At 62.3% G+C, this 21,872-nt stretch carries 17 protein-coding genes; 9 read left to right on the top strand and 8 right to left on the bottom strand.

The window, feature by feature from the left end:
• Nucleotides 1-202 precede the first annotated feature (202 nt).
• The 3 genes from ACYVGC_RS24105 (at nucleotide 203) to ACYVGC_RS24095 (ending at nucleotide 2,356) form a co-directional block, all read left to right on the top strand.
• Complete coding sequence (locus tag ACYVGC_RS24105; RefSeq protein ID WP_460586404.1) at nucleotides 203-769, top strand: GNAT family N-acetyltransferase; 567 nt, start codon at nucleotides 203-205, stop codon at nucleotides 767-769.
• Between the two features lie 127 nt (nucleotides 770-896).
• Entirely contained in the window at nucleotides 897-1,487 is a 591-nt protein-coding gene (locus ACYVGC_RS24100) for an IS4/Tn5 family transposase DNA-binding protein (RefSeq protein WP_460586403.1), read from the top strand.
• Complete coding sequence (locus tag ACYVGC_RS24095; protein WP_460586402.1) at nucleotides 1,469-2,356, top strand: IS4 family transposase; 888 nt, start codon at nucleotides 1,469-1,471, stop codon at nucleotides 2,354-2,356. The genes ACYVGC_RS24100 and ACYVGC_RS24095 overlap by 19 nt, the downstream gene beginning before the upstream one ends.
• 97 nt (nucleotides 2,357-2,453) lie before the next feature.
• Here the strand turns inward: ACYVGC_RS24095 and ACYVGC_RS24090 are convergent, their stop codons facing one another.
• Entirely contained in the window at nucleotides 2,454-2,576 is a 123-nt protein-coding gene (locus ACYVGC_RS24090; protein ID WP_460586401.1) for a hypothetical protein, read from the bottom strand.
• Between the two features lie 41 nt (nucleotides 2,577-2,617).
• Nucleotides 2,618-3,727 (bottom strand): catalase family protein, encoded by a 1,110-nt coding sequence (locus ACYVGC_RS24085; RefSeq protein ID WP_460586400.1) that lies wholly within the window; start codon nucleotides 3,725-3,727, stop codon nucleotides 2,618-2,620.
• 139 nt (nucleotides 3,728-3,866) lie between these two features.
• On the opposite strand from ACYVGC_RS24085, the gene ACYVGC_RS24080 reads away from it, so the two are divergent.
• The gene (locus ACYVGC_RS24080) at nucleotides 3,867-5,252 is read left to right on the top strand and encodes an ethanolamine ammonia-lyase subunit EutB (protein WP_460586399.1); all 1,386 of its coding nucleotides are present in this window, start codon (nucleotides 3,867-3,869) and stop codon (nucleotides 5,250-5,252) included.
• Between the two features lie 5 nt (nucleotides 5,253-5,257).
• On the opposite strand, the gene ACYVGC_RS24075 is transcribed toward ACYVGC_RS24080, so the two are convergent.
• A complete protein-coding gene (locus ACYVGC_RS24075; RefSeq protein ID WP_460586398.1) occupies nucleotides 5,258-6,040 on the bottom strand; it encodes a S1/P1 nuclease in 783 nt (260 codons plus the stop codon).
• An 84-nt stretch (nucleotides 6,041-6,124) separates the two neighbouring features.
• Complete coding sequence (locus ACYVGC_RS24070; protein WP_460586397.1) at nucleotides 6,125-9,451, bottom strand: TonB-dependent receptor; 3,327 nt, start codon at nucleotides 9,449-9,451, stop codon at nucleotides 6,125-6,127.
• A gap of 263 nt (nucleotides 9,452-9,714) precedes the next feature.
• On the opposite strand from ACYVGC_RS24070, the gene eutC reads away from it, so the two are divergent.
• Complete coding sequence (eutC, locus tag ACYVGC_RS24065) at nucleotides 9,715-10,485, top strand: ethanolamine ammonia-lyase subunit EutC (RefSeq protein ID WP_460586396.1); 771 nt, start codon at nucleotides 9,715-9,717, stop codon at nucleotides 10,483-10,485.
• A gap of 148 nt (nucleotides 10,486-10,633) precedes the next feature.
• Here the strand turns inward: eutC and eat are convergent, their stop codons facing one another.
• The gene (gene eat, locus ACYVGC_RS24060; RefSeq protein WP_460586394.1) at nucleotides 10,634-11,938 is read right to left on the bottom strand and encodes a permease; all 1,305 of its coding nucleotides are present in this window, start codon (nucleotides 11,936-11,938) and stop codon (nucleotides 10,634-10,636) included.
• Between the two features lie 142 nt (nucleotides 11,939-12,080).
• On the opposite strand from eat, the gene ACYVGC_RS24055 reads away from it, so the two are divergent.
• Complete coding sequence (locus ACYVGC_RS24055) at nucleotides 12,081-13,520, top strand: amidohydrolase family protein (RefSeq protein WP_460586393.1); 1,440 nt, start codon at nucleotides 12,081-12,083, stop codon at nucleotides 13,518-13,520.
• A 79-nt stretch (nucleotides 13,521-13,599) separates the two neighbouring features.
• On the opposite strand, the gene ACYVGC_RS24050 is transcribed toward ACYVGC_RS24055, so the two are convergent.
• Complete coding sequence (locus ACYVGC_RS24050; RefSeq protein ID WP_460586392.1) at nucleotides 13,600-14,664, bottom strand: fatty acid desaturase family protein; 1,065 nt, start codon at nucleotides 14,662-14,664, stop codon at nucleotides 13,600-13,602.
• A 314-nt stretch (nucleotides 14,665-14,978) separates the two neighbouring features.
• On the opposite strand from ACYVGC_RS24050, the gene ACYVGC_RS24045 reads away from it, so the two are divergent.
• From ACYVGC_RS24045 to ACYVGC_RS24035, 3 genes are all read left to right on the top strand, one after another.
• Nucleotides 14,979-16,280, top strand: coding sequence for a TPM domain-containing protein (locus ACYVGC_RS24045; RefSeq protein WP_460586391.1), 1,302 nt, complete (start codon nucleotides 14,979-14,981; stop codon nucleotides 16,278-16,280).
• A gap of 188 nt (nucleotides 16,281-16,468) precedes the next feature.
• On the top strand, nucleotides 16,469-19,126 hold the full coding sequence (locus ACYVGC_RS24040) for a PAS domain-containing protein (protein ID WP_460586390.1): 2,658 nt from the start codon (nucleotides 16,469-16,471) through the stop codon (nucleotides 19,124-19,126).
• Nucleotides 19,127-19,152: 26 nt separating this feature from the next.
• Nucleotides 19,153-19,566, top strand: a complete 414-nt coding sequence (locus ACYVGC_RS24035; RefSeq protein ID WP_460586389.1) for a response regulator — start codon at nucleotides 19,153-19,155, stop codon at nucleotides 19,564-19,566.
• Nucleotides 19,567-19,729: 163 nt separating this feature from the next.
• On the opposite strand, the gene ACYVGC_RS24030 is transcribed toward ACYVGC_RS24035, so the two are convergent.
• Together ACYVGC_RS24030 and ACYVGC_RS24025 are read right to left on the bottom strand one after the other, a co-directional pair.
• Entirely contained in the window at nucleotides 19,730-19,981 is a 252-nt protein-coding gene (locus ACYVGC_RS24030) for a hypothetical protein (RefSeq protein ID WP_460586388.1), read from the bottom strand.
• Nucleotides 19,982-20,083: 102 nt separating this feature from the next.
• Entirely contained in the window at nucleotides 20,084-21,751 is a 1,668-nt protein-coding gene (locus ACYVGC_RS24025; protein WP_460586387.1) for an MFS transporter, read from the bottom strand.
• Between the last annotated feature and the right edge of the window lie 121 nt (nucleotides 21,752-21,872).

Here is a 21,872-nt window from a genome sequence, read left to right as displayed (position 1 = left end):
GCCTATGGTACTGCCTTCACCGGTGGGAGAGTCGGTCGCCGCCAACTTTACACGTGAGCCCTCCTGTTTCGCTTTCATCAGCGATTAGCAGGAGGGCTCTTGTATTTTAAAAAAACTAGGGGAAAGGGTCTCTTTACAGGATTGATATGCAAAGTTTAGTTAGTGGTTTGCCATTAGTTGGCGTGAACCGTATATACAGACCATGATTCCGCTAATTACCCAAACTCCTCGCCTTACAATTCTGGCTGCTAGTCGTGCCTTACTCACTGCTGAACTGCATAAGCCACAGTATTTTTCTGTTCTGTTGGGGGCTTTGGTACCAAAGAATTGGCCGCCAAGTGATTATGACCGTAGTGCGATGGAATATTTTTTAGACCAACTCACTGCTGGAGGGCGCGATGCTGCCGGTTGGTACAGTTGGTACGCGCTACGAAAGGCTGAAGGGGACATTCCTCGAACGCTGGTAGGTGCGGGAGGCTTTATGGGCCCGCCTACTAGGGAGGGTACAGTTGAAATAAATTACTCTATTGCTGTAGATTGGCAGGGCCAGGGCTTGGGTACCGAATTGGTGAGCGGATTAGTGCAGCAAGCTGCCGCTACGGGTATGGTACAGCGGCTAGTGGCCCACGCCCGTGCTAACAATCCCGCCTCACAGCAGGCATTGCTTCATAATGGCTTTGTGCTAGTGGGCCCTGGCCCTGATGGATACGTGCGATTCGAGTGCGCGGTGGAGCCGGCCGCTGACCCTCGGTTGCAGGATGTAGCTTAGATTATACCATGCTTCAACAAGCCAAAAGGCCCGGCCAAGTAATTGGCTTGTCCTTACCCACATTTTGGTAAAAAGCGCCGGCCGGTAGGCTGGCGCTTTTTTTAGTGCCTGGCGGTACTTTTCGGCCATGTCGATAGCCACCCACTTCTGCGACCCGCTGCGCTGGGCGCAGCACCATTTCGGGGCCGTGGCCCTGGGCGACACACGCCGTACGCGCCGGCTGGAGCAGCTCGCCGCGGGTTGGGCCCGCCAGCCGGGGGCGAGTATCCCGCGTCTGAGCCAGGGCCAGCCCGGCGCCAGCAAAGCTGCCTACCGCCTGCTGGACCGGCCCCAGGCCACGCCCGATGCTTTTCAAGCGCCGCACCGTCAGCTAGTTGGTCAGCAGGTGCAGGCCCCCGGCACCTACCTGCTGGTCGAGGATACCACGGAGTTGAGCTGGCCCGAGGCCGCCGAGCGCCGGGCCGGCCTGGGGCCAGTCGGACCGGGCAAGCCCCGCAGCCAGGGCGTGCTGCTGCACTCGCTGGTGGCCGCTGCCTGGCCCGCCAACGACCCAGCGCCGGCCGCGAAACGCCCGCCGCTGACGCTCTTGGGCCTGGCCGACCAGCAGTTTCACGTACGCCAACCCGTGCCCGTGGCTGAGAAAGCGCCCCCCCACGGCGGCTCGCGTCCCCGCCAGGGCCGGGTACGCGAGTCAACCCTGTGGACGCAGAGCCTGTAGGCCGTAGGCAGCCCCCGCCGGGGGCGCGCTGGGTGGTGGTGGCTGACCGTGGGGCCGACATCTACGAGCATCTGCACCAGTGTCAGACCCAGGGGCTGGGCTTCGTGGTGCGCGCGGCCCAGGACCGGGCCCTAGTGGCGGGACCGGCCAAAGCCCCGGCGGGGCGCCTCTTCGAGCTGGCCCGCGCCCAGCCCAGCCAGGGCACGCTGAAGCTGGCCCTGCGCGGGCGGCCCCGCCAGCCGGCGCGGGAGGTAGTCTTGCAGCTAAGTTGGAGCCCACCGCTGGCCTTGCGGGCCCCGCAGCGGCCGGGCGGGGCCACGGGCAAAGGCGCGCCGGTGGTGGGCACGGTAGTCCGGGTCTGGGAGGCCACCGCCGATGGCGAGCCGGGCCTGGAGTGGCTGCTGCTCACCGATTTGCCGCTCACGGAGCTGGCGCAGGCGCAGGCCCTGGTGCGGCAGTACGCCAGCCGCTGGCTCATCGAGGACTTCCACAAGGCCCTGAAAACGGGGCTCGGGGCCGAGCGCCTGCAGTTGCAGACGGCGGCGCGCCTGTTCGCCGCCCTGGCCCTGCTGAGCGTGGTGGCCCTGGCCCTGGTCGAGCTGCGCGAGCGCAGTCGGCAGCAGCCCGACGCGCCGGCCGAGGCCGCGGGACTCTCCGCCAGCTATTTGCGCGTGCTGCGCAGCCAGCGTAAGCACCCCCTGGTTACGGCGCGGGACGTGTTTTACGCCCTGGCCGGACTGGGCGGGCACCTGGGCCGCACGGGTGACGGGCCGCCGGGCTGGCAAACGCTCTGGCTGGGTCTGATGAGCCTGCGTCAACTGGTCGAGGGCGTCCGCCTGGCCCCCTACCTGAGCCTGGACGAGGACTAAAAAAAGCGCCGGCCTACCGGCCGGCGCTTTTTACCAAGATGTGGGTAACGACAAGCCAAGTAATTGGTCGGGGCTTTTGGCTTGTTGAGGCAAATGCTTATTTCTTCTGAGTTTTAACGGCTTTGCCCGAAGGCTTGTCCTTGATAACTTCCTCGTTATCTTTTTCTTTTTTCTTGGTTTCGGGGTCTGTGTGGCTGGGGGTTTTTACGGAAGCGGCCATGATAGGGGCAGGGGAAAAGGAATAATGCGTCTTATACGTGGTTAGTCGGGCAATTGGTTGATGTCGGTGGGCTCTACTTTGGGCTGGGCGTTGGTAGCGTGGCGGTAAGTAGTGGAGGAGGCGTAGGCTTTGATGCGCACCCGGTTGATGCTACCTAGTGGCAGGAGTTCGGGTAGGCAATGGAAGGGGTTAAACGAGAGCACATCATCGGCGAAGACGCGGCGGGCGGGGCTGAAGGCGTTTTGTGCTGGAATGACAATTTTGCCTATTGTCTGGTAAGGACTTTGGTCCTGGGGCCAGTCGATAGACGCGTCTTCGACGGGCATGGTCTGGAGGTCGGTGCAAAGTTGGGCGCGTACCTCGTATTCAGCGCCCTGCGTGCGAAAGAAATCAACTACCATATCGCGGTAAGCGCCTGGCTCTTTTAATTCTACCTCCTTGCCAGCCAGAACTTTTACGTTTTCTGATAGGGGAGCCAAGCCTATTTTCGCTACGTAGTCGCCGTAGCGGATGGCACCCAGCGTGGTATATGTTTCGCCTAGGATGTGGTTGTTGGGGTGCGCTTGCACTACCACTTTGACTTCCTTTTTGCTGCCAACAGCTTCGAGGACTTTGTCGGTTAGCACGGCGGCCTCATTTATGACGGTTTGCAGTACTTCGGGACCTTTTGCTATTTTTTCGAGCCGCAGCTGCATGTCGTGGTAGGCTTTGACATCGCCGGTTGGGATGATGGTATCGTTTACCATCAGGAAATCTTGGGTGACGGCATCGGCTTCTTCGGCCAGGAATTTTTTGCCAGGTACCCCAATTATTTTTAGGCCCAAGCCTTTTACGGCGGGCTGGCTATCGGGCTGAATAGCACCAGGCGAGGTAGACAGCCGGATGATAACCGGATACGTTTTGGCCTCTTTGAACATACCTTGGGCCAGGTGCTCAGGCAAGTTGGGGTACACGTGCAACTCGCCGCGCAAGATGCCGTGGCTTTTGGCATGGGCATCGCGGATGGCGTGGCGGGTTTTTTCAAACATCATTCGCGCCATTCGTGCCATGGAGGCTACCGTTTCGTTGCCTAGCTGGTCTTCGTTAGGTTGAATTTGTTCGACGCCATCGGCGAAGCGCACGTAGGAGGTGGGAATAGGTGGGGTAGCCATAAAAGAAGAAAAGGAATAATTGGTGGTGTGTTGAGTACGAATGGATGAGGCAGAGGTTATATAGGTGCTTTTAAATGAGTAAGTTACCTAAACGCTTTCGGCTGATATCTTGCTGATAACCCAGACTTTTATTGTTAGTATGTCTTATCGCCACACCATTGGGCTCCGCACCTATCAATTTGCAGATTTGAAGACGCTGTTGGCGCGGGCCTCGCCGCTGCGGACGGGCGATGTGCTGGCTGGCGTGGCCGCTGCCACTTATGAGGAGCGCGTGGCCGCCCAGTACGCGCTGGCCGATGTGCCGCTACGTACTTTCCTGCACGAGGCGCTGGTACCTTACGAGCAGGACGAAGTAACGCGGCTGATTATCGACACGCATGATGCGGAGGCGTTTGCACCCCTGGCGCATTTTACGGTGGGCGAACTGCGCGACTGGCTGATATCGGATGCGGCGGATGGGCCGACGCTGGCGGCGCTGGCCCCGGGCCTCACGCCCGAGATGGTGGCGGCCGTGAGTAAGTTGCTGCGCAACCAGGAGCTGATTGCCGTGGCTCGGCGCGTGGAGGTGGTTACGCGCTTCCGCAACACGCTCGGGTTGCGTGGGCACTTGGCTACCCGCCTCCAGCCGAATCATCCTACGGATGACCTGCGCGGCATTGCGGCCAGCCTCGTGGATGGCTTGCTTTACGGTAGTGGCGACGCCGTGCTGGGTATCAACCCGGCTACGGATAACGTACGGGCCGTGAGTGACTTACTGCGAATGCTGGACGGGGTGCGGGCTCAGTATGAAATCCCAACCCAGACGTGCGTATTGTGCCACGTTACCACTACGCTCGACCTGATTGGGCAGGGTGCACCGGTTGATTTGGCGTTTCAGTCTATTGCTGGTACTGAGGCGGCGAATAAGAGCTTTGGCATCAGCCTTAGTCTGCTGCAAGAGGCTTGGGAAGCCACGCTGGCCTTGGGGCGCGGCACGCTGGGTGACAACGTGATGTACTTTGAAACCGGACAGGGCAGCGCGCTATCGGCCAATGCCCACCACGGCCTCGACCAGCAAACTTGCGAAGCGCGGGCCTACGCCGTGGCCCGGCCCTACCGGCCGCTACTCGTCAACTCAGTGGTTGGCTTTATTGGCCCCGAGTACCTGTATGATGGCAAGCAAATTATTCGGGCGGCGCTAGAGGACCACTTTTGCGCTAAACTGCTGGGCTTGCCCATGGGCGTGGACGTGTGCTACACCAACCACGCCGAGGCCGACCAAGACGATATGGATACCCTGCTGACGCTGCTGGGCGTGGCGGGCTGCAACTTCATAATGGGTGTGCCGGGGGCCGATGATATTATGCTTGGCTACCAGTCCACCTCGTTTCACGACGCGCTGTATCTGCGCCAAGTGCTGGGGCTGCGCCCGGCCCCCGAATTTGCATCTTGGCTGGCGCAGCAGGGTATTTTTGATGCGTGCGTGCGGCAGCTACCCGCCACGGCGGCGCGGCTGCTGGGCCAGCTGCCGGCCGCGCTGCGGTAGTCGGCTTAGGCAAAAATCTGGTTTAGCACGCCCGCCAGGCGGATGCCGGCTTGCAGTAGGCGCTGGTTCAGCATCACCGCGTGGGCGGGGTAGTAGCGGTAGTCGAAGGCAGGATTTTGGGCCGCCTCGGCGTAGAGCGGCTCGCATAGCTGGTACGACTCGAAGAGCCAGGTGGCCATGGGGGCTTGCTGCCACTGCTGCACCTGGGTTTTGGTAGCGTGGTCGTTGGCCTGGGCCAGTTCAGAATAGGTGAGGCCCTCGTAGTCGAGCAGGCCGCTGTCCCAGAGGCTGTGCAGGTTCTGGTCGCGCCCCTGAAACTTGACGGCGATTTTGTTGCCGCCCGAATCCTCGCTGTGGCCCGCGTGCATGGGCTGGTGCACGTCGCCCACCAGGTGCACGATAAATTTTAGGGCAAATACCCGGTCGGCCGGCGACTTACTGCGGTCCTTCAGCTGCGCTATCATTTGCTGGAGGGCCAGGTAGGCGTTGGGCTGCTTGATGGTGTCGATGGTGGCTACGTACTGCGCGTAGGGCAAGCGGGGCGTGGTGTCGAGGTAGTGCCAGGGGGCCGTGTATTTGTAGGTGGGGTCGGAGCGGATTTCGTCGGGGTAGGTGCTCACCAGCGGCAGGGTTTCGGAGCCCAGCAGGGCCGCCACTTCGCGGCGGGCTTTGTCGGAGAGGTGGTTTTCGGCGATGCGGGCAATGGCGCGGTGGCCCACCACGCCCCAGGCAAACAGGCTAGACGGCAGGCATAAAAACAAGGCGGCAGCGAGGCATTTTTTGAACATGAGAAGGGCGAAAAGGTGGTGGCCAAAAAATCAAAAAGCCTGCCGCCGCGCACGGCAAGCAGGCTTTTTGAAACTTTCGGCTAGTTAATTAAAGTTGTAGCGCAGGCCGAGCTGCATAGAATAAGTAGAGGAAAAGCTTACTGCGTTGCGGAACGTGCTGGTCAGCAACTGGCCGGTCACAGCGTCGCGGCTGAGGCGAAAAGTGGGCCGGGGGCCAGTGGTGGCCGAGGTCAGGCTGGTACCGTTCTGTGGCTCCAAGATAGCTGAGCTGTTAAACGTCGTCTGTTGTACGCGGCCCCAATTGTTATTCAGCAAGTTACCCAGGTTAAAAATATCCAGACTCACTTGCAGCGAGTTGCGCTTGCCGCCAAGGTTGGTGAAAATATCCTGCAAAATCTTCACGTCCACTTGGTTACGCCAGGGATACTGCGCGCCGTTGCGCTCGGCGTACTGGCCCTTGTGCTTGCTCAGGTAGGCGTCCTGGTCCACGAAGGCAAAGAAAGCATCGCTCTGTTGCTTGGCCGTGAAGTTGGTAACCAGGTTGGCCCCAGTACCCGTGGTGATGTCCGCAAACGTAATTTCCGACGCATCTTTTGGGATGTAAATCAAGTCAGCCGTAGCCCCGTCGCGGTTGAAGTCGGTGGAGTACAGATAGGAATAGCGGCCCTGGGTGGCACCCTCGTAGAAGAGCGAGATGGTAGTGCCTAGGTGGCCCAGGTATTCCTGGCGGTAAGAGAGCGAACCAATTACGCGGTGAGGCAGCGTGTTGCCGTTGTAGGCCAGCCCTACGTTGTTGGAGCCGTTGACAGAAGGCGTACCCTGCCAGGCCGACAGCGGCTGGTCGCCACCACCGTCGTAGAGGTTCTTCGAGTCGGTGTAGGTGTAAGCTACCGAGCCAAACAGGTTGTTATTAAATTGCTTATCGAGCCGGCCAGTCAGTGAGAAGTAATAGCCTTTCGAGGCATTGTCGAGCACGATGGCGCTGTAGGCACCCACCGCATTAACACCAGTTCCGCTCACTGTGCCGGTGGGCACTGGTAAGCCGTTGCGCAGCGGATTAACATATTTATCAGTAGCGGCGTTAGGGTAAATCAACCGGTTATCGGGGTAGTTGCTTGCCGTGAGCGCCTGCGGATTCACCAGGTTGGCATTGCGGAAGATGGCCGAGTTTATATCGCGGTTCACGATGGCTTCCACGCTACCTACGATGCCGAAGGGAAGTTTTGCATCTAAGGCTAAGCTGCTTTTCCAGGTCTGCGGAAAGCGGAAGTCTTGCGCCAGCGACGAGGTCGTGCTCGGAATAACGGTGCCAGGCTGCGGAGACGTAGCGGGGCGGTAGGCGGTAGGGTCGGGGTTAAAAGGGCCCGGTATGGTGGGACTGGCGGCACCCGATACGCCATACGTCTGCGTGATTTGCAGGGTACCCGCATCGCCGGCCTGGCTCACAATCCAGACGTAGGGCACGCGGCCCGTGAAGATGCCCGAGCCACCGCGCAGCTGCAAGGTGCGGTCGCCGAGCACGTCGAGGTTGAAGCCCAGGCGCGGCGAGTACAGTACCTGGTTGCCCGGCAGGGCGGCCACGTCGATTTTCTCGCTATTAGCGAAGCTCAAGTCCGCCACTTTCTGGAACGAGCGCAGGGTATTAGCGTAGTGCGTGAGGTCAACGCGCAGGCCCCCCGTCACGCGCAGGCGGTCAGACACGGCCACTTCATCCTGCAAGTAAATCGAGTGCTGCTGGTACTTGAAGGTTGGGAAAGCCTGCTCGTAGCCAGGGGTGAGCGAATAGGTTAGGCCAAAGTCAATGGGGTTTTTGCCCGTCGCAAAATCGTCCCAGGAGGCAAACGTGTAGTAGCCCGTGCCGAAGCGCTGGAAGCCGTTCTTGGTTTCGCTGAAGTCGCCCTGGTAGCCGGCCGTGAAGTTGTTGCGGCCCAGTACCCAGGTAAAATCGTCCTTAACGGAGTAGATTTTCACGTCGCGCAGGTTGCCGTAGGTGAACAGCTCGGTGCCAAACGACGTGTAGGGTACGCCGTCTTTCAGGATGTCGACGAACGGAAATACCGTATTGCTAGGCGAGCTGCGTGGGTCGTTCTGGCGGGTGTAGGTACCGCGCAGCGTGTTCGTGGTGCTGCCCTTCTTGCCGAAGGTAGAGTTCAGCTCAGCGGCCAGCGAGTAGAAGTTGGCCTCTTGGAAGTAGTTGGCATTCTGATAAAACAGCGCCTGGTTGGACTGGCGATTGGTGTTGCCGCCGGGGTAAGCCCCGTTGAACGGGCTGCGCGAGGTGCTCGGGAAGTTCGGCGACTTACTTTCTACCTGGCTGTAGCGCACATTGAAGTGATGGTTCTGGGCGATGTTCCAATCGAGGCGACCCAGGATTTTGGTGCGTGGGGCCACAAAGCTGTAACCCTGGTAGGGGCCGGGGTCGTAGCCGTACTTATCGCGCAGAAAGGCCGCGTACTTATCCAAGTCGGAAGCCGTGGGACGTGCTACGTTAGTGCTGCTGCCGATGGGAGCCGCATCCGTAGCGGCGGTGCGCTGCTGGCCGGGCGTACGGTCTTCCTCAGTTTCGTAGTTGGCGAAGAAGAACAGCTTATTCTTGATGATAGGGCCGCCAAAACGGGCTCCGTATTGGTAGAAGCGCCGGTCCTGAACCACCACATTCTGGTCGCCTACCCGGCTACCCTGGTAGCTCTGGTTGCGGAAGTAGCCGTAGGCCGAGCCCGAGAAGTCATTGGTGCCCGCGCGGGTCACGGCGTTGATGGCCGCGCCCGTGAAGCCCGACTGCCGCACGTCGTAAGGCGTGATGTTCACTGAGATTTCCTCAATGGCATCCAGCGAGATGGGCGCGCCGCCCGCCGGCAGGTTGCCCCCAATGCCAAAGTTGTTGTTGAAGTCCGAGCCATCCACGCTGAAGTAGTTTGAGCGGTTGCTTGCCCCACCAATGGCGTTGCCGCTAGACTGCGGCGTGAGGCGCGTGAAGTCGTTGAGGCTGCGGTTGATAGAAGGTAGGCGCTGGAGCGCGGTGCGGTCAATGACTGTGATGGAGCCCGTTTTGTCGGAGTTCAGAATAGAGCGCGGGTTGGTACCCGTCACGGTTACTTCCTGCAACTGGGTGCCCTCGGTGGCCAGCGTCACATTGAGCACATAGGGCTGGCCCAGCTCCAGGCTGATGCCGTTGCGCGTTTCGGTGCGGGAGCCTACGAAGCTGATTTCCACCTTGTAGGGACCACCAATGCGCATGTTCTGGATGGTGAAGCGGCCTTCGCCGTTGGCGGCCACGCCGTAGCGCGTGCCGCTGGGCGTGTGCGTGGCCTGCACCGTGGCCCCAATCGAGGGCTCGCCCTTCGCGTCTTTAATAATGCCGGTTAGGCTGCTGGTAGTTACTTGGGCGTAGCTGCTAAGAGCGAGCAACAACAGCCCTAAAAGAAAAAATACGCGTTGCTTCATACAGGTTGTCAGAAAATAGTGCTTGAAGAGGAAGATGCTGGCCAGGCAGCCAAAGGAATTGACCAGAGAATAAGTCAGGTTTGAATTTTCAAAGTGCAAAATTCCGAGTTTCCTGTTACCTCAGTGTTGCATGAAAGTCAGGTTAACTTTACCAATGACCTCGTCTTGAGTGAATAACCCCCTGGCCGGGTATTTTTGACTTTGCCCCACCGCGGGCATCCTCCTCCACCATGTTCGAGCCAGCCACCCCCGCCCTCACCCCGGAGCCCGACCCCTGGGCCGGCCTGCGCGCCTTCACGGCCGCCCGCATTGCGCTGGGCCGCACTGGCACCAGCGTGCCTCTGCGCGAGGCGCTCGCCTTTAAGCTGGCCCACGCCCACGCCCGCGACGCCGTGTACTCGGTATTAGATAATAAGGTATTAATAAAGGAGTTAGCCGAGTTGAAGCTACCCGTGGCGCAGGTGCGCAGCCAGGCCCCCACGCGTCAGGAGTATTTGCAGCGCCCCGACTGGGGCCGGCGGCTGGCCGAGGAGTCGCGGGTGCAGCTAGCTGGGCAGGCGGCCGGGGCCTGCGACATGGTGGTGGTGCTGGCCGATGGCCTGTCGGCTAACGCTAGCAATTGCCACGCGCTGCCGCTGCTGCGCCGGCTGGTGCCTCAGCTGCAGCAGGCGGGCTTCCGGCTGGGACCGCTGGTGCTGGCCGAGCAGGCGCGGGTGGCCCTCGGCGATGAAGTGGGGCACTTGCTGCAAGCGCAGCTGGTGCTGGTGCTCATTGGTGAGCGGCCGGGACTGAGCGCGCCCGACAGCTTGGGTGCCTACTTCACCCACGGCCCCCGGCCCGGCCTCACCGATGAAGCCCGCAACTGCGTGTCCAACATCCGGCCCGAGGGACTGGGCTACGACGCCGCGGCTGCCAAGCTGTTTTTTCTACTGACCGAGGCGCTGCGGCGGCAGCTCTCTGGCGTGCTGCTGAAGGATGAATCGGGACTGTTGGAGGAGTGAAGCTGGTGCGTATTGTCGCCCTCCGCGTGTTACCCCACCCCCGGCCCCTCCGGGAGAGGGGAGCCACGGCGCCGAGGCCGTAACTCATCAGGCTCCCTCTCCCGGAGGGGCCGGGGGTGAGGTAACACGCGGAGGGCGACAATACGCACTAAACGACCCGACCCGAACGGCTCAGCAGCCAATAAGTAACCAGCGCTAGCCCTAGCCCCGTCAAAAAAGCTACGCTTAGCCAGGGGCTGTAATATACTATGGTGCAGAGACTTAGCAATGAAAGTGCTAGCGCCACCAGGGGCACTGCCGGGTAGCCAGGCACCCGAAACGGCCGCGCCAGCTCCGGTTCGCGGCGGCGCAACCTAAACAGGCTTAGCATACTGATGCTGTACATGACCACCGCGCCTAGCACCGAGAGGATGATAACCTGGTCGGTGGTGCCGGTGGCAATAGCCAGGCAGCCTACGGCCCCGCCCGCCACCAGCGCCCAGTGCGGCGCGCCCCGGCCGTTGAGGCGCGCCAGCGCGGCGGGCAGGTAGCCAGCCCGCGCCAGCGCAAATACCTGCCGCGAATAGCCGATAATGGTGCCGTGAAACGAGGCCACCAGTCCAAACAGCCCAATGCTGGCAAACAGCTTGGTCCAGGGGCTGGCCGGGCCCAGTACCAAGCGCAGGGCCTCGGGCAGCGGGTAGTCGAGGCGGCTGAGAACGCGCCAGTCGGTGGCCCCGCCGGTAAGCACCATTACGCCCAGGGCCAGTAGCAGCAGCGTGCCCAGCCCATAGCCGTAGCCCCGCGGAATGGTGCGCCGGGGTTCTTTTACTTCCTCGGCCACCAGTGCCACGCCCTCAATGGCCAGGTAAAACCAGATGGCAAACGGCAGCGCCGCCAGCACGCCCGCCGCCCGCACCGGCACCGGGTGCGCCAGGAAATTGGCAAGTTGAAAGTGCGGGGCCATGAGGCCCATAAACACCAGCAGTTCGGCCACAGCCAACCCCGTTACCACCAAGGCAAAATTGGCCGATTCCTTGATGCCCAGTAGGTTGAGGAGCGTGAAGGCCACGTAGCAGCCCAGCGCGGTGGCCCGCACCGGCACTGCGGGCGCCAAAAAATGGGCGTAGCTACCCAGCGCAAACGCGATGGCCGGCGGGGCCAGCAAGAACTCGACCAGCGTGGCGTAGCCGGCCACCACGCCCCCCAGCGGCCCCAGCGCCCGGTGGGCATAAGCGAACGGCCCGCCCGCCTGCGGAATGGCTGTAGTCAACTCCGTGAAGCTGAGCACGAACGTGATGTAGAGCACCGTGACGAGCAGCGTGGCTACCAAAAAGCCCACTGGCCCGGCCGCCGCCCAGCCGTAGTTCCAGCCAAAATATTCGCCCGAAATGACCAGGCCCACGGCAATGGCCCACAGCTGCCAGGTGCCCAGCGTGGGCCGCAGGGTGGCGGGAGCGGCGGGAGTAGTCATGCGGCCGGGGCTTGGTTAGGGCCTCAAGGTAAGCCGGTTGGGTCGGGCAGGTGAGCCGGGGCTGCACTTCGCGGGCGCAGGAGAGGTTGCCGTTGGCGCGGGGCGGCTACCTTGCGGCCCGCCTGCTTTCGGGGCCCGCCTTATGAAAAAAACCTTGCTGCTGCTGGCCCTGCCCGCCACCGCGCTACTGGCCCGCGAAGCCAGTCGCCCCGTGCCGCCGGCCGTTACGTATGACTTGGTTATCAGCCACGTAAACGTGGTGGACGTAGCCGCTGGCCAGCTGCGGCCCAACCAAACGGTGGCCGTGGCCGGCGGCAAAATTGTGCGCGTGAGCCCCGCCACGGCGCGCTACGCCGCCCGCCAAACCGTGGACGGCACCGGCCGCTACCTGCTGCCCGGCCTCTGGGACATGCACGTGCATTTTCGGGGCGGCGACAGCCTGGCGGCGGCCAACAAAAAGAGCCTGGCGCTGTACCTGGCCCACGGCATTACCACGGTGCGCGACTGCGGCGGCGACCTCACGCCCTTCATTTACCAGTGGCGGCAGGAGGAAGCGGCTGGTACGCTGGCCGGCCCGCGCCTCTTCACCTCGGGCCCCAAAATAGACGGGCCCGGCGCCATCTGGCCCGGCTCGCTGGAGGTGACCACGCCCGCCCAAGTAAGCCACGCGCTCGACTCGCTGCAAAAGCTGCGGGTGGATTACGTGAAGATTTACGACAGTAAGATATCGGGCGAAGCGTACCTCGAAACCATTGCGCAGGCCGAAAAGCGGGGGTTGAAAACCACCGGCCACATGCCCTACTCAGTGACGCTAGCCGAGGCTGTAAACCGGGGCCTCGATGCGACAGAGCACCTGTACTATGTGTTCAAGGCGTGCTCAAGCAAGGAGGATAGTCTCACGGCGCTGGTACGCAATAGCCTGACTACCAGCAAGCCAATGGGCTTGTTTGCGCTGCTGCCGGCCGTGTACGACACGTATAGCCCCGCCGCTGCCCAACGCATTTTCCGGCTTATGGCCGCTCACCACACGGCCGCCGTGCCCACCCTGGCCATTGGCCACACGCTGGCCGGGCTGGCCGAAAATGACCATGCCCACGATACGCTGCGAGCGTACATCGACCCCAAAATCCAGCGTACCTACGCCAAGCGGCTGGCCGGAGCCAAGCAGCAGTCGGCCGCCGCGCGGGCCTTTTCGCAAAAGCTGGAAGCGAAGTTCGGCACCCTGGTGCCACTGATGCAGGCGGCTGGCGTGGCTATTTTGGCCGGCTCAGATAGCGGGCCGTTCAACTCGTTTACCTACCCCGGCGCGTCGCTGCACGACGAGCTGCGGCTGCTAGTGCAGGCGGGCCTCACGCCCGCGCAGGCCCTGCGGGTCGCTACGCTCAACGGCGCTACGTTTATGGGCGTGGCCAGCCGTAGCGGCAGTGTTGCAGAAGGTAAAGAAGCTGATTTAGTGTTGCTTACGGCTAACCCGCTGGCTGATATTACCAACACGCGCAAGATTGCGGCCGTGGTGTCGCGCGGCAAGCTGTACGGGCGCGCCGATTTGGGGCGCATGCTGGCCGCTATTAAAAATAAGTAGCGTGGACTTTGGGAGTCCGCGCGTAGAACGACCTACGCGCGGACTCCCAAAGTCCACGCTACTCAACAAAACTGCTGTTTTACGCCCGGCCCATCTGGCGCAAAAAGGCGACGTGGGAGGCCACGGCGTAGCGCATTTTGGGGTATTCCTGGTAGGGAAGGCCAAACTCCTCGCACGTTTCGCGGATGATTTTGCTCAGCTTGGGGTAGTGCACGTGCGAGATTTTGGGAAACAAGTGGTGCTCTACCTGAAAGTTGAGGCCGCCTACCAGCCAGCTAATGAGGCGGTTATCGGTGGCAAAGTTAGCGGTAGTGCGCAGCTGGTGAATGGCCCACTCGTCTTCCATTTTGCGGGTGGTTTCGTGGGGTACTGGGAAGGCCGCCTGCTCCACGGTGTGCGCCAATTGGAACACGATGCTGAGTACGAAGCCCGCTACCGCGCCGGCCACCAAGAAGCCCACCAGCCAGCCCAGCCAGCCCACCATGTAAATAGGTAGGGCCACGTAAAGGCCTAAGTTCAAGACCTTAAAACCCCAGAAAATGAGGTGGTCGTTGGTACTCATGGGCTTGAGGGCCACGCTGCCGATGCGGCGGCTGAAGTACTTCTGATAGTCGGTAAACAGAATCCAGGAGATGTAGAGCAGGCAGTAGAAGAAGCCGAAGTACAGGTGCTGAAAGCGGTGGGCGCGGTGGCGCGGCTGGTCGGGCGTCATGCGCATCCAGGGCCGGATGTCGAGGTCGTCGTCCACGCCGTCGATGTTGGTGTACATGTGGTGCACGGTGTTGTGCTTGGCATCCCACATGTAGCTGCTGCCGCCGAATACGTTGAGCGTGAAGGCCGCCGTTTTGTTGAGCCAGGCGTGGCGGCTGAAGCTGCCGTGCGCGCCATCGTGCATCACGTTGAAGCCAATGAGTGCCAGCACGGTGCCCATGAGCACGCACTCGGCCAGGGCCCAGCCGGTGGGCGGGGTAAAGAAAACCAAGTGCACGTAGAGCGCTATCAGGCTGCCCACCAGCAGGATAGCTTTACCCAGCAGCGACGAGTTGCCGGTTTGGGCCTTGCCCGTGGTAGTGAAGTACTCGGCCGTGCGGCGCTTGAGTTCGGCGTGAAACGAGCGCGGGGGCGCAAAACGGGGCAAAAGCATAATTAATTGATAATCAGTAATTTAATCTTGGTGAAGCAAATTACTGCAACGGTGCCGCCGTGCCGGGCAGCACCTGCGGTAAGCTTCTGCACGATGCACAAGCCAGGGATTTTGATAGGGTAACTACGCAGCCGCTATAGTGTTGGGATTGGCAGCGGAACTGGCTACAAACCTACAACGGCCCGCCGGGCAGGGAAGTGCGGTAAACTTCATAATGCCCGAATGTCATACCCACCAGGCCGCCTGCCGGGCTGCGGGCAGCCACGGAGCCGGCGGTTGCGTAGAAGGGAGTTCCTTCACCTTTTCCCCTTGCCATGTATCGCTTCGTAGTTATTGCTCTGCTGTTTGCCGGGGTTGGGCTGGGCCAGCCGGCCGCGGCCCAAACGGCGGCCGACCTACCGGCCCGCCCCGTCCCCTTCACCTTCGTTACCGACCAAGGCAACCTGCTGAGCGCCACCGACGCCAAAAAGCTGGACGGCGGCCTACGCAGCTACGCCGAAAAAACCGGTACCCAGGTGGTAGTAGTAACGGTGCCCAGCCTGGGCAGCCGCAGCGTGGCCGACTACGGCCGGGCGCTGGGCACCGCCTGGGGCGTGGGCCAGCGCGACAAAAACAACGGCGTGGTGGTGCTGCTAAGCGCCAAAGAGCACAAGGTGACCATTCAGCCCGGCTCGGGCCTGGCCAACGTGATTACGCCCGCCGTTACCAGCCGCATTATTGGCGAAATGACGCCCGCTTTCAAGCAGGGCAACTACTTTGCCGGCCTGCGCAGCGGCCTCAACACGCTGCTGGTAACGGCCAACCCCAACTCGAACCCACGCAAGGCCACGGCGGGCGCGGCGGCTAGCGGCGTGGCGGCTACTGCCCCCACTACCACGACTTCCAACTTGTCGGACAACTCAGCCGCGCCGGTGGCCAGCGACCCGGTGAGTACGCAGCAGAGCGAGGTGTCGGCCCCGGCTTCGTCGGGTATAGGTATGGGCACGCTGCTCATTGGCGCGCTGGTGATTGGCGGCGTCTTGTGGTTTATAATTAAGATGTTCCGTAATAAGAGCGCTGCTGCGCAGAACGGCGGCTCGCCCAATTTCTACCCCAACCAGGGCGGCAACAACCGCCCGAATCAGAACCCTAATCAGCCCAATTTTTACCCCAACCAGGGTGGCAACCAAGGGCCGGGCAATTTTGGCGGGGGCTACAACCAAGGTAATAACAACAGCGGTAGCGGCATGGGCAGCATGGGCGGCATTTTGGCCACTGGCGCGGCGGCGGCGGCGGGCGCCTACATCGGCAACCGCATGTCGTCGCACGGCGACAACGACTCGGCGCAGAACCTCAGCAATAACAGCGGCAACAACGATACGTCGAGCCTGGGAGCCGGCGCGGCGGGTGCCGCGGGTGCGGCCGGCACGGGCGCGGCCGGCGACTTCTTCTCCTCGCGTGGCGGCAATGAAAGCGCCAGCAGCGACAGCCCCGATTACTTTTCGGGCAACGATACAGCCAGCGACTCCTCGGGCGATTACTTCTCCTCCGACAATTCTTCGTATGATGATACGTCGTCGGACGACACGGGCGGCGGGGGCTTCGACGGCGGTGACGACAACAGCGGCTCGTGGTAAGCGCTGGCAGCTATTCGTATAAAAAATTGATTAATAAATAGTTGGCAATAAGCTCCGAATTTAACTTCTGCTCAGGAGTTGGGTTCGGAGCTTTTGGTAGGCGGTAGCGCCGGGGCTGGTGGGCTAGCAGGTGCTACCTCTTGGTCGTATTTTCATAGTTGGCTTCTCACTTTTCCCGTTTTTTACGCATGCCTGATTCCCTGGCGCTGCTCCCGGCGGGGTTGCCCGCTACGCCGCAACTGCTCCCGGCCCTACTCGACTTGCTACCCAACGGCGTGGTGTACTTGCTGCCGCAGTTCGACGCGGCCGGGGTAATGGTCGATTTTGCCTTTGCTTACCTCAACCCCGCGGCCCAGCGCCTGTTGCGGCTACCGGCCCAGCCAGCAGGTACCACCTACGTGCAGCAGTTTCCGGGCAGCCTGGAAAATGGGGCGTTTGCGTTTCACCGCGATGCCTGGCTGGCCGGCGGTGAGGTGCGCCACTTCGAAATGCTGTACCAAGCCAATGGCTACGACGGCTACTACCAGGTAGAGGCCCGGCAACTAGCTGAGGGCTTGCTGGTAAGCTTTACCGACGATGCCCAGCGGACCCGCCCGGCCGTGGAAGAAGCCCTGCGCGCCAGCCAGGCCCGTGAGCGGGCCGCCCTGGCTGCCGCCGAAACCCAGCGGGGCGAGTTGCAGCGCATTTTTGAGCAGGCCCCGGTGGCCATTGCCGTGTACCGCGGCCCCACCTACATTATTGAGCTGGCCAACCCGCTGGTGTGCTCCCTGTGGGGCCGCACCCAGGCCCAGGCTCTGCACACGCCTTTGCTAGAGCTGTTGCCCGAGATAGCGGGGCAGGGCTACGAAGAATTGCTCGATGAGGTGATGGCTACCGGCGTGCCCTACGTGGCCAAGGAAATGCCCTCGACCATCGACCGCCACGGCCGACGCGACACCGTGTACTGGAACTTTGTGTACCTGCCGGTGCGCGAAGCCGACGGCCGCATCACGGGGGCCATGGTGGTGGCCACCGAAGTAAGCGAGCAGGTGCAGGCTCGCGAGCAGGTGCAGGCCCTCAATGAGGAGCTGGCTGCTACCAACGAGGAGCTGCACGCGGCCAACGACGAGTACCTGACCACCAACACGGCGCTGACCCATACTCAGCACGACTTGCAGCGCCTCAACAACGAGCTGGAAGGCCGCGTAGCCCAGCGCACGCAGGAATTGCAGGAAGCCTTGCAAGAAGCTGAGCACCAGCGCGAACAGCTACGCACCCAGCAAGCCCTGCTGGGTCAGATTCTGGGCCAGGTGCCGGCCGCCATTGCCACCCTCGCGGGCCCCGAGCACCGCTACGCGTTTTTCAATGCTCCCTACCAGGCCCTCTCGGCGGGCCGCACCGCGCTGGGCCGTACCGTGGCCGAGGTGTTTCCGGAGGTGGAGGAGCAGGGCTTTGTGGACTTGCTGAACCAGGTGTACGCCACCGGCCAGCCCTTCAGGGGCACCGATACGCCCGCTATGCTGCACGACAGCAGCACGGGCCAGCCCGAGGTGCGGTACGTAGATTTTGTCTACCAGCCGCTCTTTGATGATAAGCAGCAACCAACTGGCATTCTGGCTTTTATCCTGGACGTGACTGACAAAGTGCGCGTGCGCAAGCAAGCCGATACGCTGCAAGCCGCCGTGCTGGCCGCCGTGCGCCGCCAGGGCCAGGAGCGCGAAAACGTGCAGCAGCTTTTTGCCCAGGCCCCGGCCGTTATTTGCCTGCTGCGCGAGCCTAGCCACCGCATCGAGTACCTCAACCCGGCCTACCAGGCGCTGTTTCCGGGCCAGCTGCTGCTGGGCCACACCCTGGCCGAGGTGCAGCCCGAAGCCGTGGCGCTGCTCGCGCGGCTCGACGCTATCTACCTCTCAGGCGCGGCGCAGTTTCAGCGCGAGGTGCCCGTAGTGCCGCCAGCGGGGGCCGACCAGCCGCTGCGCACCTATTATTTCGACTTCACCTACCAGGCCTACCGCGAGGAGGGCCGCATTGCGGGCGTGTCCATCTTCGGCTTCGACGTGACCGAGCAGGTGCAAGCCCGCCAGCAAGTGCAAAAGCTGAACGAGGAGCTGGCCGCCATCAACGAAGAAATGCGGGCCACCAACGAGGAGCTGCACGAGAGCAACACCCGCCTGCTGCGCACCAACACCGACCTCGACACGTTCGTGTACACGGCCTCGCACGACCTGAAATCGCCCATCACCAACATTGAAGGCCTGCTGCTGGCCCTGCGCGAACACCTGCCCGCCAACGCCCTGGCCGATGCCCTGGTGCCGCGCCTGCTCGACATGATGGCCGGAGCCGTGAGCCGCTTTCAGCAAACGCTGGAGCACCTCACCGACATTTCGCGCCTGCAGCAGGAGCTGGACCAGCCCGCCGTAGCCGTGGACCTGCCCGCCCTGGTGGAGGCCGTGCGCCTCGACATGCTGCCCGAGCTAACGGCGGCCGGGGCCACGCTGGTGGTAAACCTCGACGGTTGCCGCACCATGCATTTTTCGGCCAAAAACCTGCGCAGCATCGTATACAACCTGCTCAGCAACGCCGTGAAGTACCGCGACCCCGCCCGCCCGCCCCACGTGCAGCTGCGCTGCCACCATGCGGCGGGCTCCACGGTGCTCGAAGTGCAGGACAATGGCCTGGGGCTGAGTGAATTGCAGCAGGGTCAGTTGTTTCGCATGTTTCGCCGCCTGCATACCCACGTGGCGGGCTCGGGCGTGGGCCTCTACATGGTCAAAAAAATGATTGAAAACGCCGGCGGTACCCTCACGGTGCAGAGCCAGCCGGGGGTGGGTTCCACCTTCACCGTGCTGCTGCCCACCGCGCGCTGAGCCCGGTTTTACGCTACTAAAATTCCATGGAAAAGCTTTCCAGTATCCTGTTGGTTGACGATGATTCGACCAATAATTTCTTAAACGAGCTGCTGCTCAAGAGCCTGGACGTGGCCGACCGGCTGCTAGTGGCCGAAAACGGCACCCAGGCCCTCGACTTGCTGGTGCAGGAGGCCGCGCCCGAAGAGCCCGCCCTCATCCTGCTCGATGTGAACATGCCTGGCATGAACGGCATCCAGTTTCTGGAAGCCTACCAGCAGCTGCCCAACGCGCAGCGGGCGGCCACGGTCATCATCATGCTCACCACCACCATGGATGCCCGCGACCTGGCCCGCCTCGATGAGCTCGCCATTGCTGGCCTCGTGAGTAAGCCCCTCACCAAAGAGAAAGTGAATAATATTTTGCAGCTACACTTTCAGCGCCATCTCCCACACCAGTAGGGAAGATAATTACGTAATTAGCTAAAAATAAAGTAGTTATCTAGAAAAAGTTCACCAGGGCTAATTGGGTGCTATCGCCAACGGCAAGGCCCCGGCCAACCAGACCGCTCAAGCTGAGCAGTTCGGTTAGCCGGGGCCTTGTCGTTGGGAGCGCAGGCAGGGCCTAGCGCCGGGGCATGGTAGTGCGCGGTGGCCCTACCTTGATGACGCCGCGCCGGGGGTGCGCTTTCTGGTAGCGGCGCTTGTAGCGCCAGCGGCCAATTACGCCCATCCGTTTCCAGCGCTTACGGGCGTCGCCGCGGTGCTTGTAGGCGGTGTAGCGCGGGCGGTGGCGGCCGGGCGGCGCGCTAAGCGCGCCGCTAGCCTCCCCAAAGGTGAGGAGCGCGCACAAAAAAAGGAGCAGAAACCGAGGCATAGGAAGCAGGGTAAAAACCGGTAAGCTGGCAAAAGGGGTGCCAGAGCCGGCCGGGCCAGGGCTTTACGTAAGTACCCGCCCCCACGGTTTTAGGAAGGGTACCTACTGCGCGCTGCCCGCCACTTGCAGCGGTGGGGCGGCCACTTCCACGTTGGCGGTGCGCGGAAACGAGAGGAAGTGCGTGACGCGGGGCGGGGCCTCGCCCTGGTGAAAGCGCCGCACCTCGGCCTCCACCTGCTGGTCGTCGCGAGTGAAGCGGTGGTGCTGGCGCTCGTGCTCGGCCCAAGTGGCCACGTAAAAAAACTCGGTGATGCGCGCCGGCTGGCTCACATCGCTGAATACGCCGGCCCGCAGCGCGCCGTCGCGCAGGCGCAGGCGGGTGAGGTGCTGGGCCGCCAGCCGAAAGGCCGCGTGGTCGGCGGGGGCCACGTCGTAGTCTATCATCACCACCACGGGGCCGTCGTCGGGGCCAATGGTGTCCTCGTTTTCGGGCAGCTGGTCGCTCCACTGCTCGGCGGGGCTGAAGTCGAGGCCCTCGGGCTGGTGCATAGGAAAGGGCAGCGCCAGGGCCAGGCCGGCCAGCATCCAGCCGGCCGCCACCAGCAGCGCCACTTCTGTATTGGCCCAGTCGGCCAACTCGCCCCACACAATGCTGCCCAGGCTCATACCGGCCTGAAAAACAAGCATGTAGATGCTGACCGCCCGCGCCTGCACCCACTTGGGCACGTGCAGCTGCACGCTGGTGCTAAAGCTGGTCATGGTAATGAGCCAGGCCGTGCCGGTGAGAAACATCACCGGAAACAGCCAGTATTCGCTGCTCACCAGGGCCAGGCACAGGTTGGTGCCCACGAACACGGATGAGCCCAGCAGCACCCGCTGGTTCATATTGAGGCGGTGGCCGATTTTGCCAATCAGAAACGCCCCCGACACGGCCCCCGCGCCCAGCCACGACAGCATCACGGCGTAGGAGCCCGATTGCAGGTGCAACCGCCGCGCCACCACCACGCTCAGCAGCGCCCACATGGCACTGGCCCCAAACGAGAACGCAAACGTGCGCACCAGTACCGCCACCAGCGGCGGCGAATACTGCACGTAGCGAATGCCCGCCCGCAGCGCGCCCGAGAAGTTTTCGGCCGGGCCGCCCTCGTGCTGCACCGCCCGCTTCCAGTTATACACCACCAGCCAGGTGCCGATAAACGACACCCCGTTGAGGATAAACACCCAGCCCGGCTGGTAGTAGGCAATGATGAGCCCACCCACCGCCGGCCCAATGGCGCGGGCAATGTTGTTGCTCACCCCGTTGAGGGTGATGGCAAACGGCAGCACCGGCCGGGGCACCAGCTCGGTGGTCACCGTCTGCCAGATGGGGCCGTTGAGGGCCGCGCCCATACCCAGCAAAAACGTGAAGCCCAGCACGTCAATGGCCCGAATGGCCCCCGACAGCGCAAACGCGCCCAGCCCCAGCGCCACCACCGCCATAAAGCCCTGCGTAAACAGCAGCAGCTTGCGCCGGTCGATAAGGTCGCCGATGGCCCCGGCCGGCATGCTCAGCAAAAAGGCCGGCAGGCTAGTAGCCGTTTGCATAAGGGCCACCAGCAGGGCCGACGTGGTGAGGGTAGTCACGAGCCACACGCCGGCCACGTTCTGCATCCAGGTGCCCACGTTGCTCACGAGCGAGGCAATCCAGATGGCCCGAAACAGGCTGTAGGTAAACGGGGTGCGCAAGCCGGGCCGGGGCCCGGCCGCGGGCAAAGGGAGCGAAGGAGTCATGCAGAAGCAGTAAGCTATGCGGCAGTACGCTAGTTGGCCGGGCCAGGGTGCATCTGGGTCGCTGGCCCAGCTATTCCTAAGCCAAAAAAACCTCCCGCAACTGTGCGGAAGGTTTTTGATA

Source organism: Hymenobacter arcticus (assembly GCF_054779975.1).
The sequence above is the reverse complement of the archived record's forward strand: the minus strand, read 5'-3'. Positions and strand labels throughout refer to the sequence as shown.

Coding starts and splice junctions, on each gene's coding strand:
- ACYVGC_RS24105 (WP_460586404.1), top strand. CDS start 203: ATGATTCCGCTAATTACCCAAACTCCTCGCCTTACAATTCTGGCTGCT.
- ACYVGC_RS24100 (WP_460586403.1), top strand. CDS start 897: ATGTCGATAGCCACCCACTTCTGCGACCCGCTGCGCTGGGCGCAGCAC.
- ACYVGC_RS24090 (WP_460586401.1), bottom strand. CDS start 2,576: ATGGCCGCTTCCGTAAAAACCCCCAGCCACACAGACCCCGAAACCAAG.
- ACYVGC_RS24085 (WP_460586400.1), bottom strand. CDS start 3,727: ATGGCTACCCCACCTATTCCCACCTCCTACGTGCGCTTCGCCGATGGC.
- ACYVGC_RS24080 (WP_460586399.1), top strand. CDS start 3,867: ATGTCTTATCGCCACACCATTGGGCTCCGCACCTATCAATTTGCAGAT.
- ACYVGC_RS24075 (WP_460586398.1), bottom strand. CDS start 6,040: ATGTTCAAAAAATGCCTCGCTGCCGCCTTGTTTTTATGCCTGCCGTCT.
- eutC (WP_460586396.1), top strand. CDS start 9,715: ATGTTCGAGCCAGCCACCCCCGCCCTCACCCCGGAGCCCGACCCCTGG.
- eat (WP_460586394.1), bottom strand. CDS start 11,938: ATGACTACTCCCGCCGCTCCCGCCACCCTGCGGCCCACGCTGGGCACC.
- ACYVGC_RS24055 (WP_460586393.1), top strand. CDS start 12,081: ATGAAAAAAACCTTGCTGCTGCTGGCCCTGCCCGCCACCGCGCTACTG.
- ACYVGC_RS24050 (WP_460586392.1), bottom strand. CDS start 14,664: ATGCTTTTGCCCCGTTTTGCGCCCCCGCGCTCGTTTCACGCCGAACTC.
- ACYVGC_RS24045 (WP_460586391.1), top strand. CDS start 14,979: ATGTATCGCTTCGTAGTTATTGCTCTGCTGTTTGCCGGGGTTGGGCTG.
- ACYVGC_RS24040 (WP_460586390.1), top strand. CDS start 16,469: ATGCCTGATTCCCTGGCGCTGCTCCCGGCGGGGTTGCCCGCTACGCCG.
- ACYVGC_RS24035 (WP_460586389.1), top strand. CDS start 19,153: ATGGAAAAGCTTTCCAGTATCCTGTTGGTTGACGATGATTCGACCAAT.
- ACYVGC_RS24030 (WP_460586388.1), bottom strand. CDS start 19,981: ATGCCTCGGTTTCTGCTCCTTTTTTTGTGCGCGCTCCTCACCTTTGGG.
- ACYVGC_RS24025 (WP_460586387.1), bottom strand. CDS start 21,751: ATGACTCCTTCGCTCCCTTTGCCCGCGGCCGGGCCCCGGCCCGGCTTG.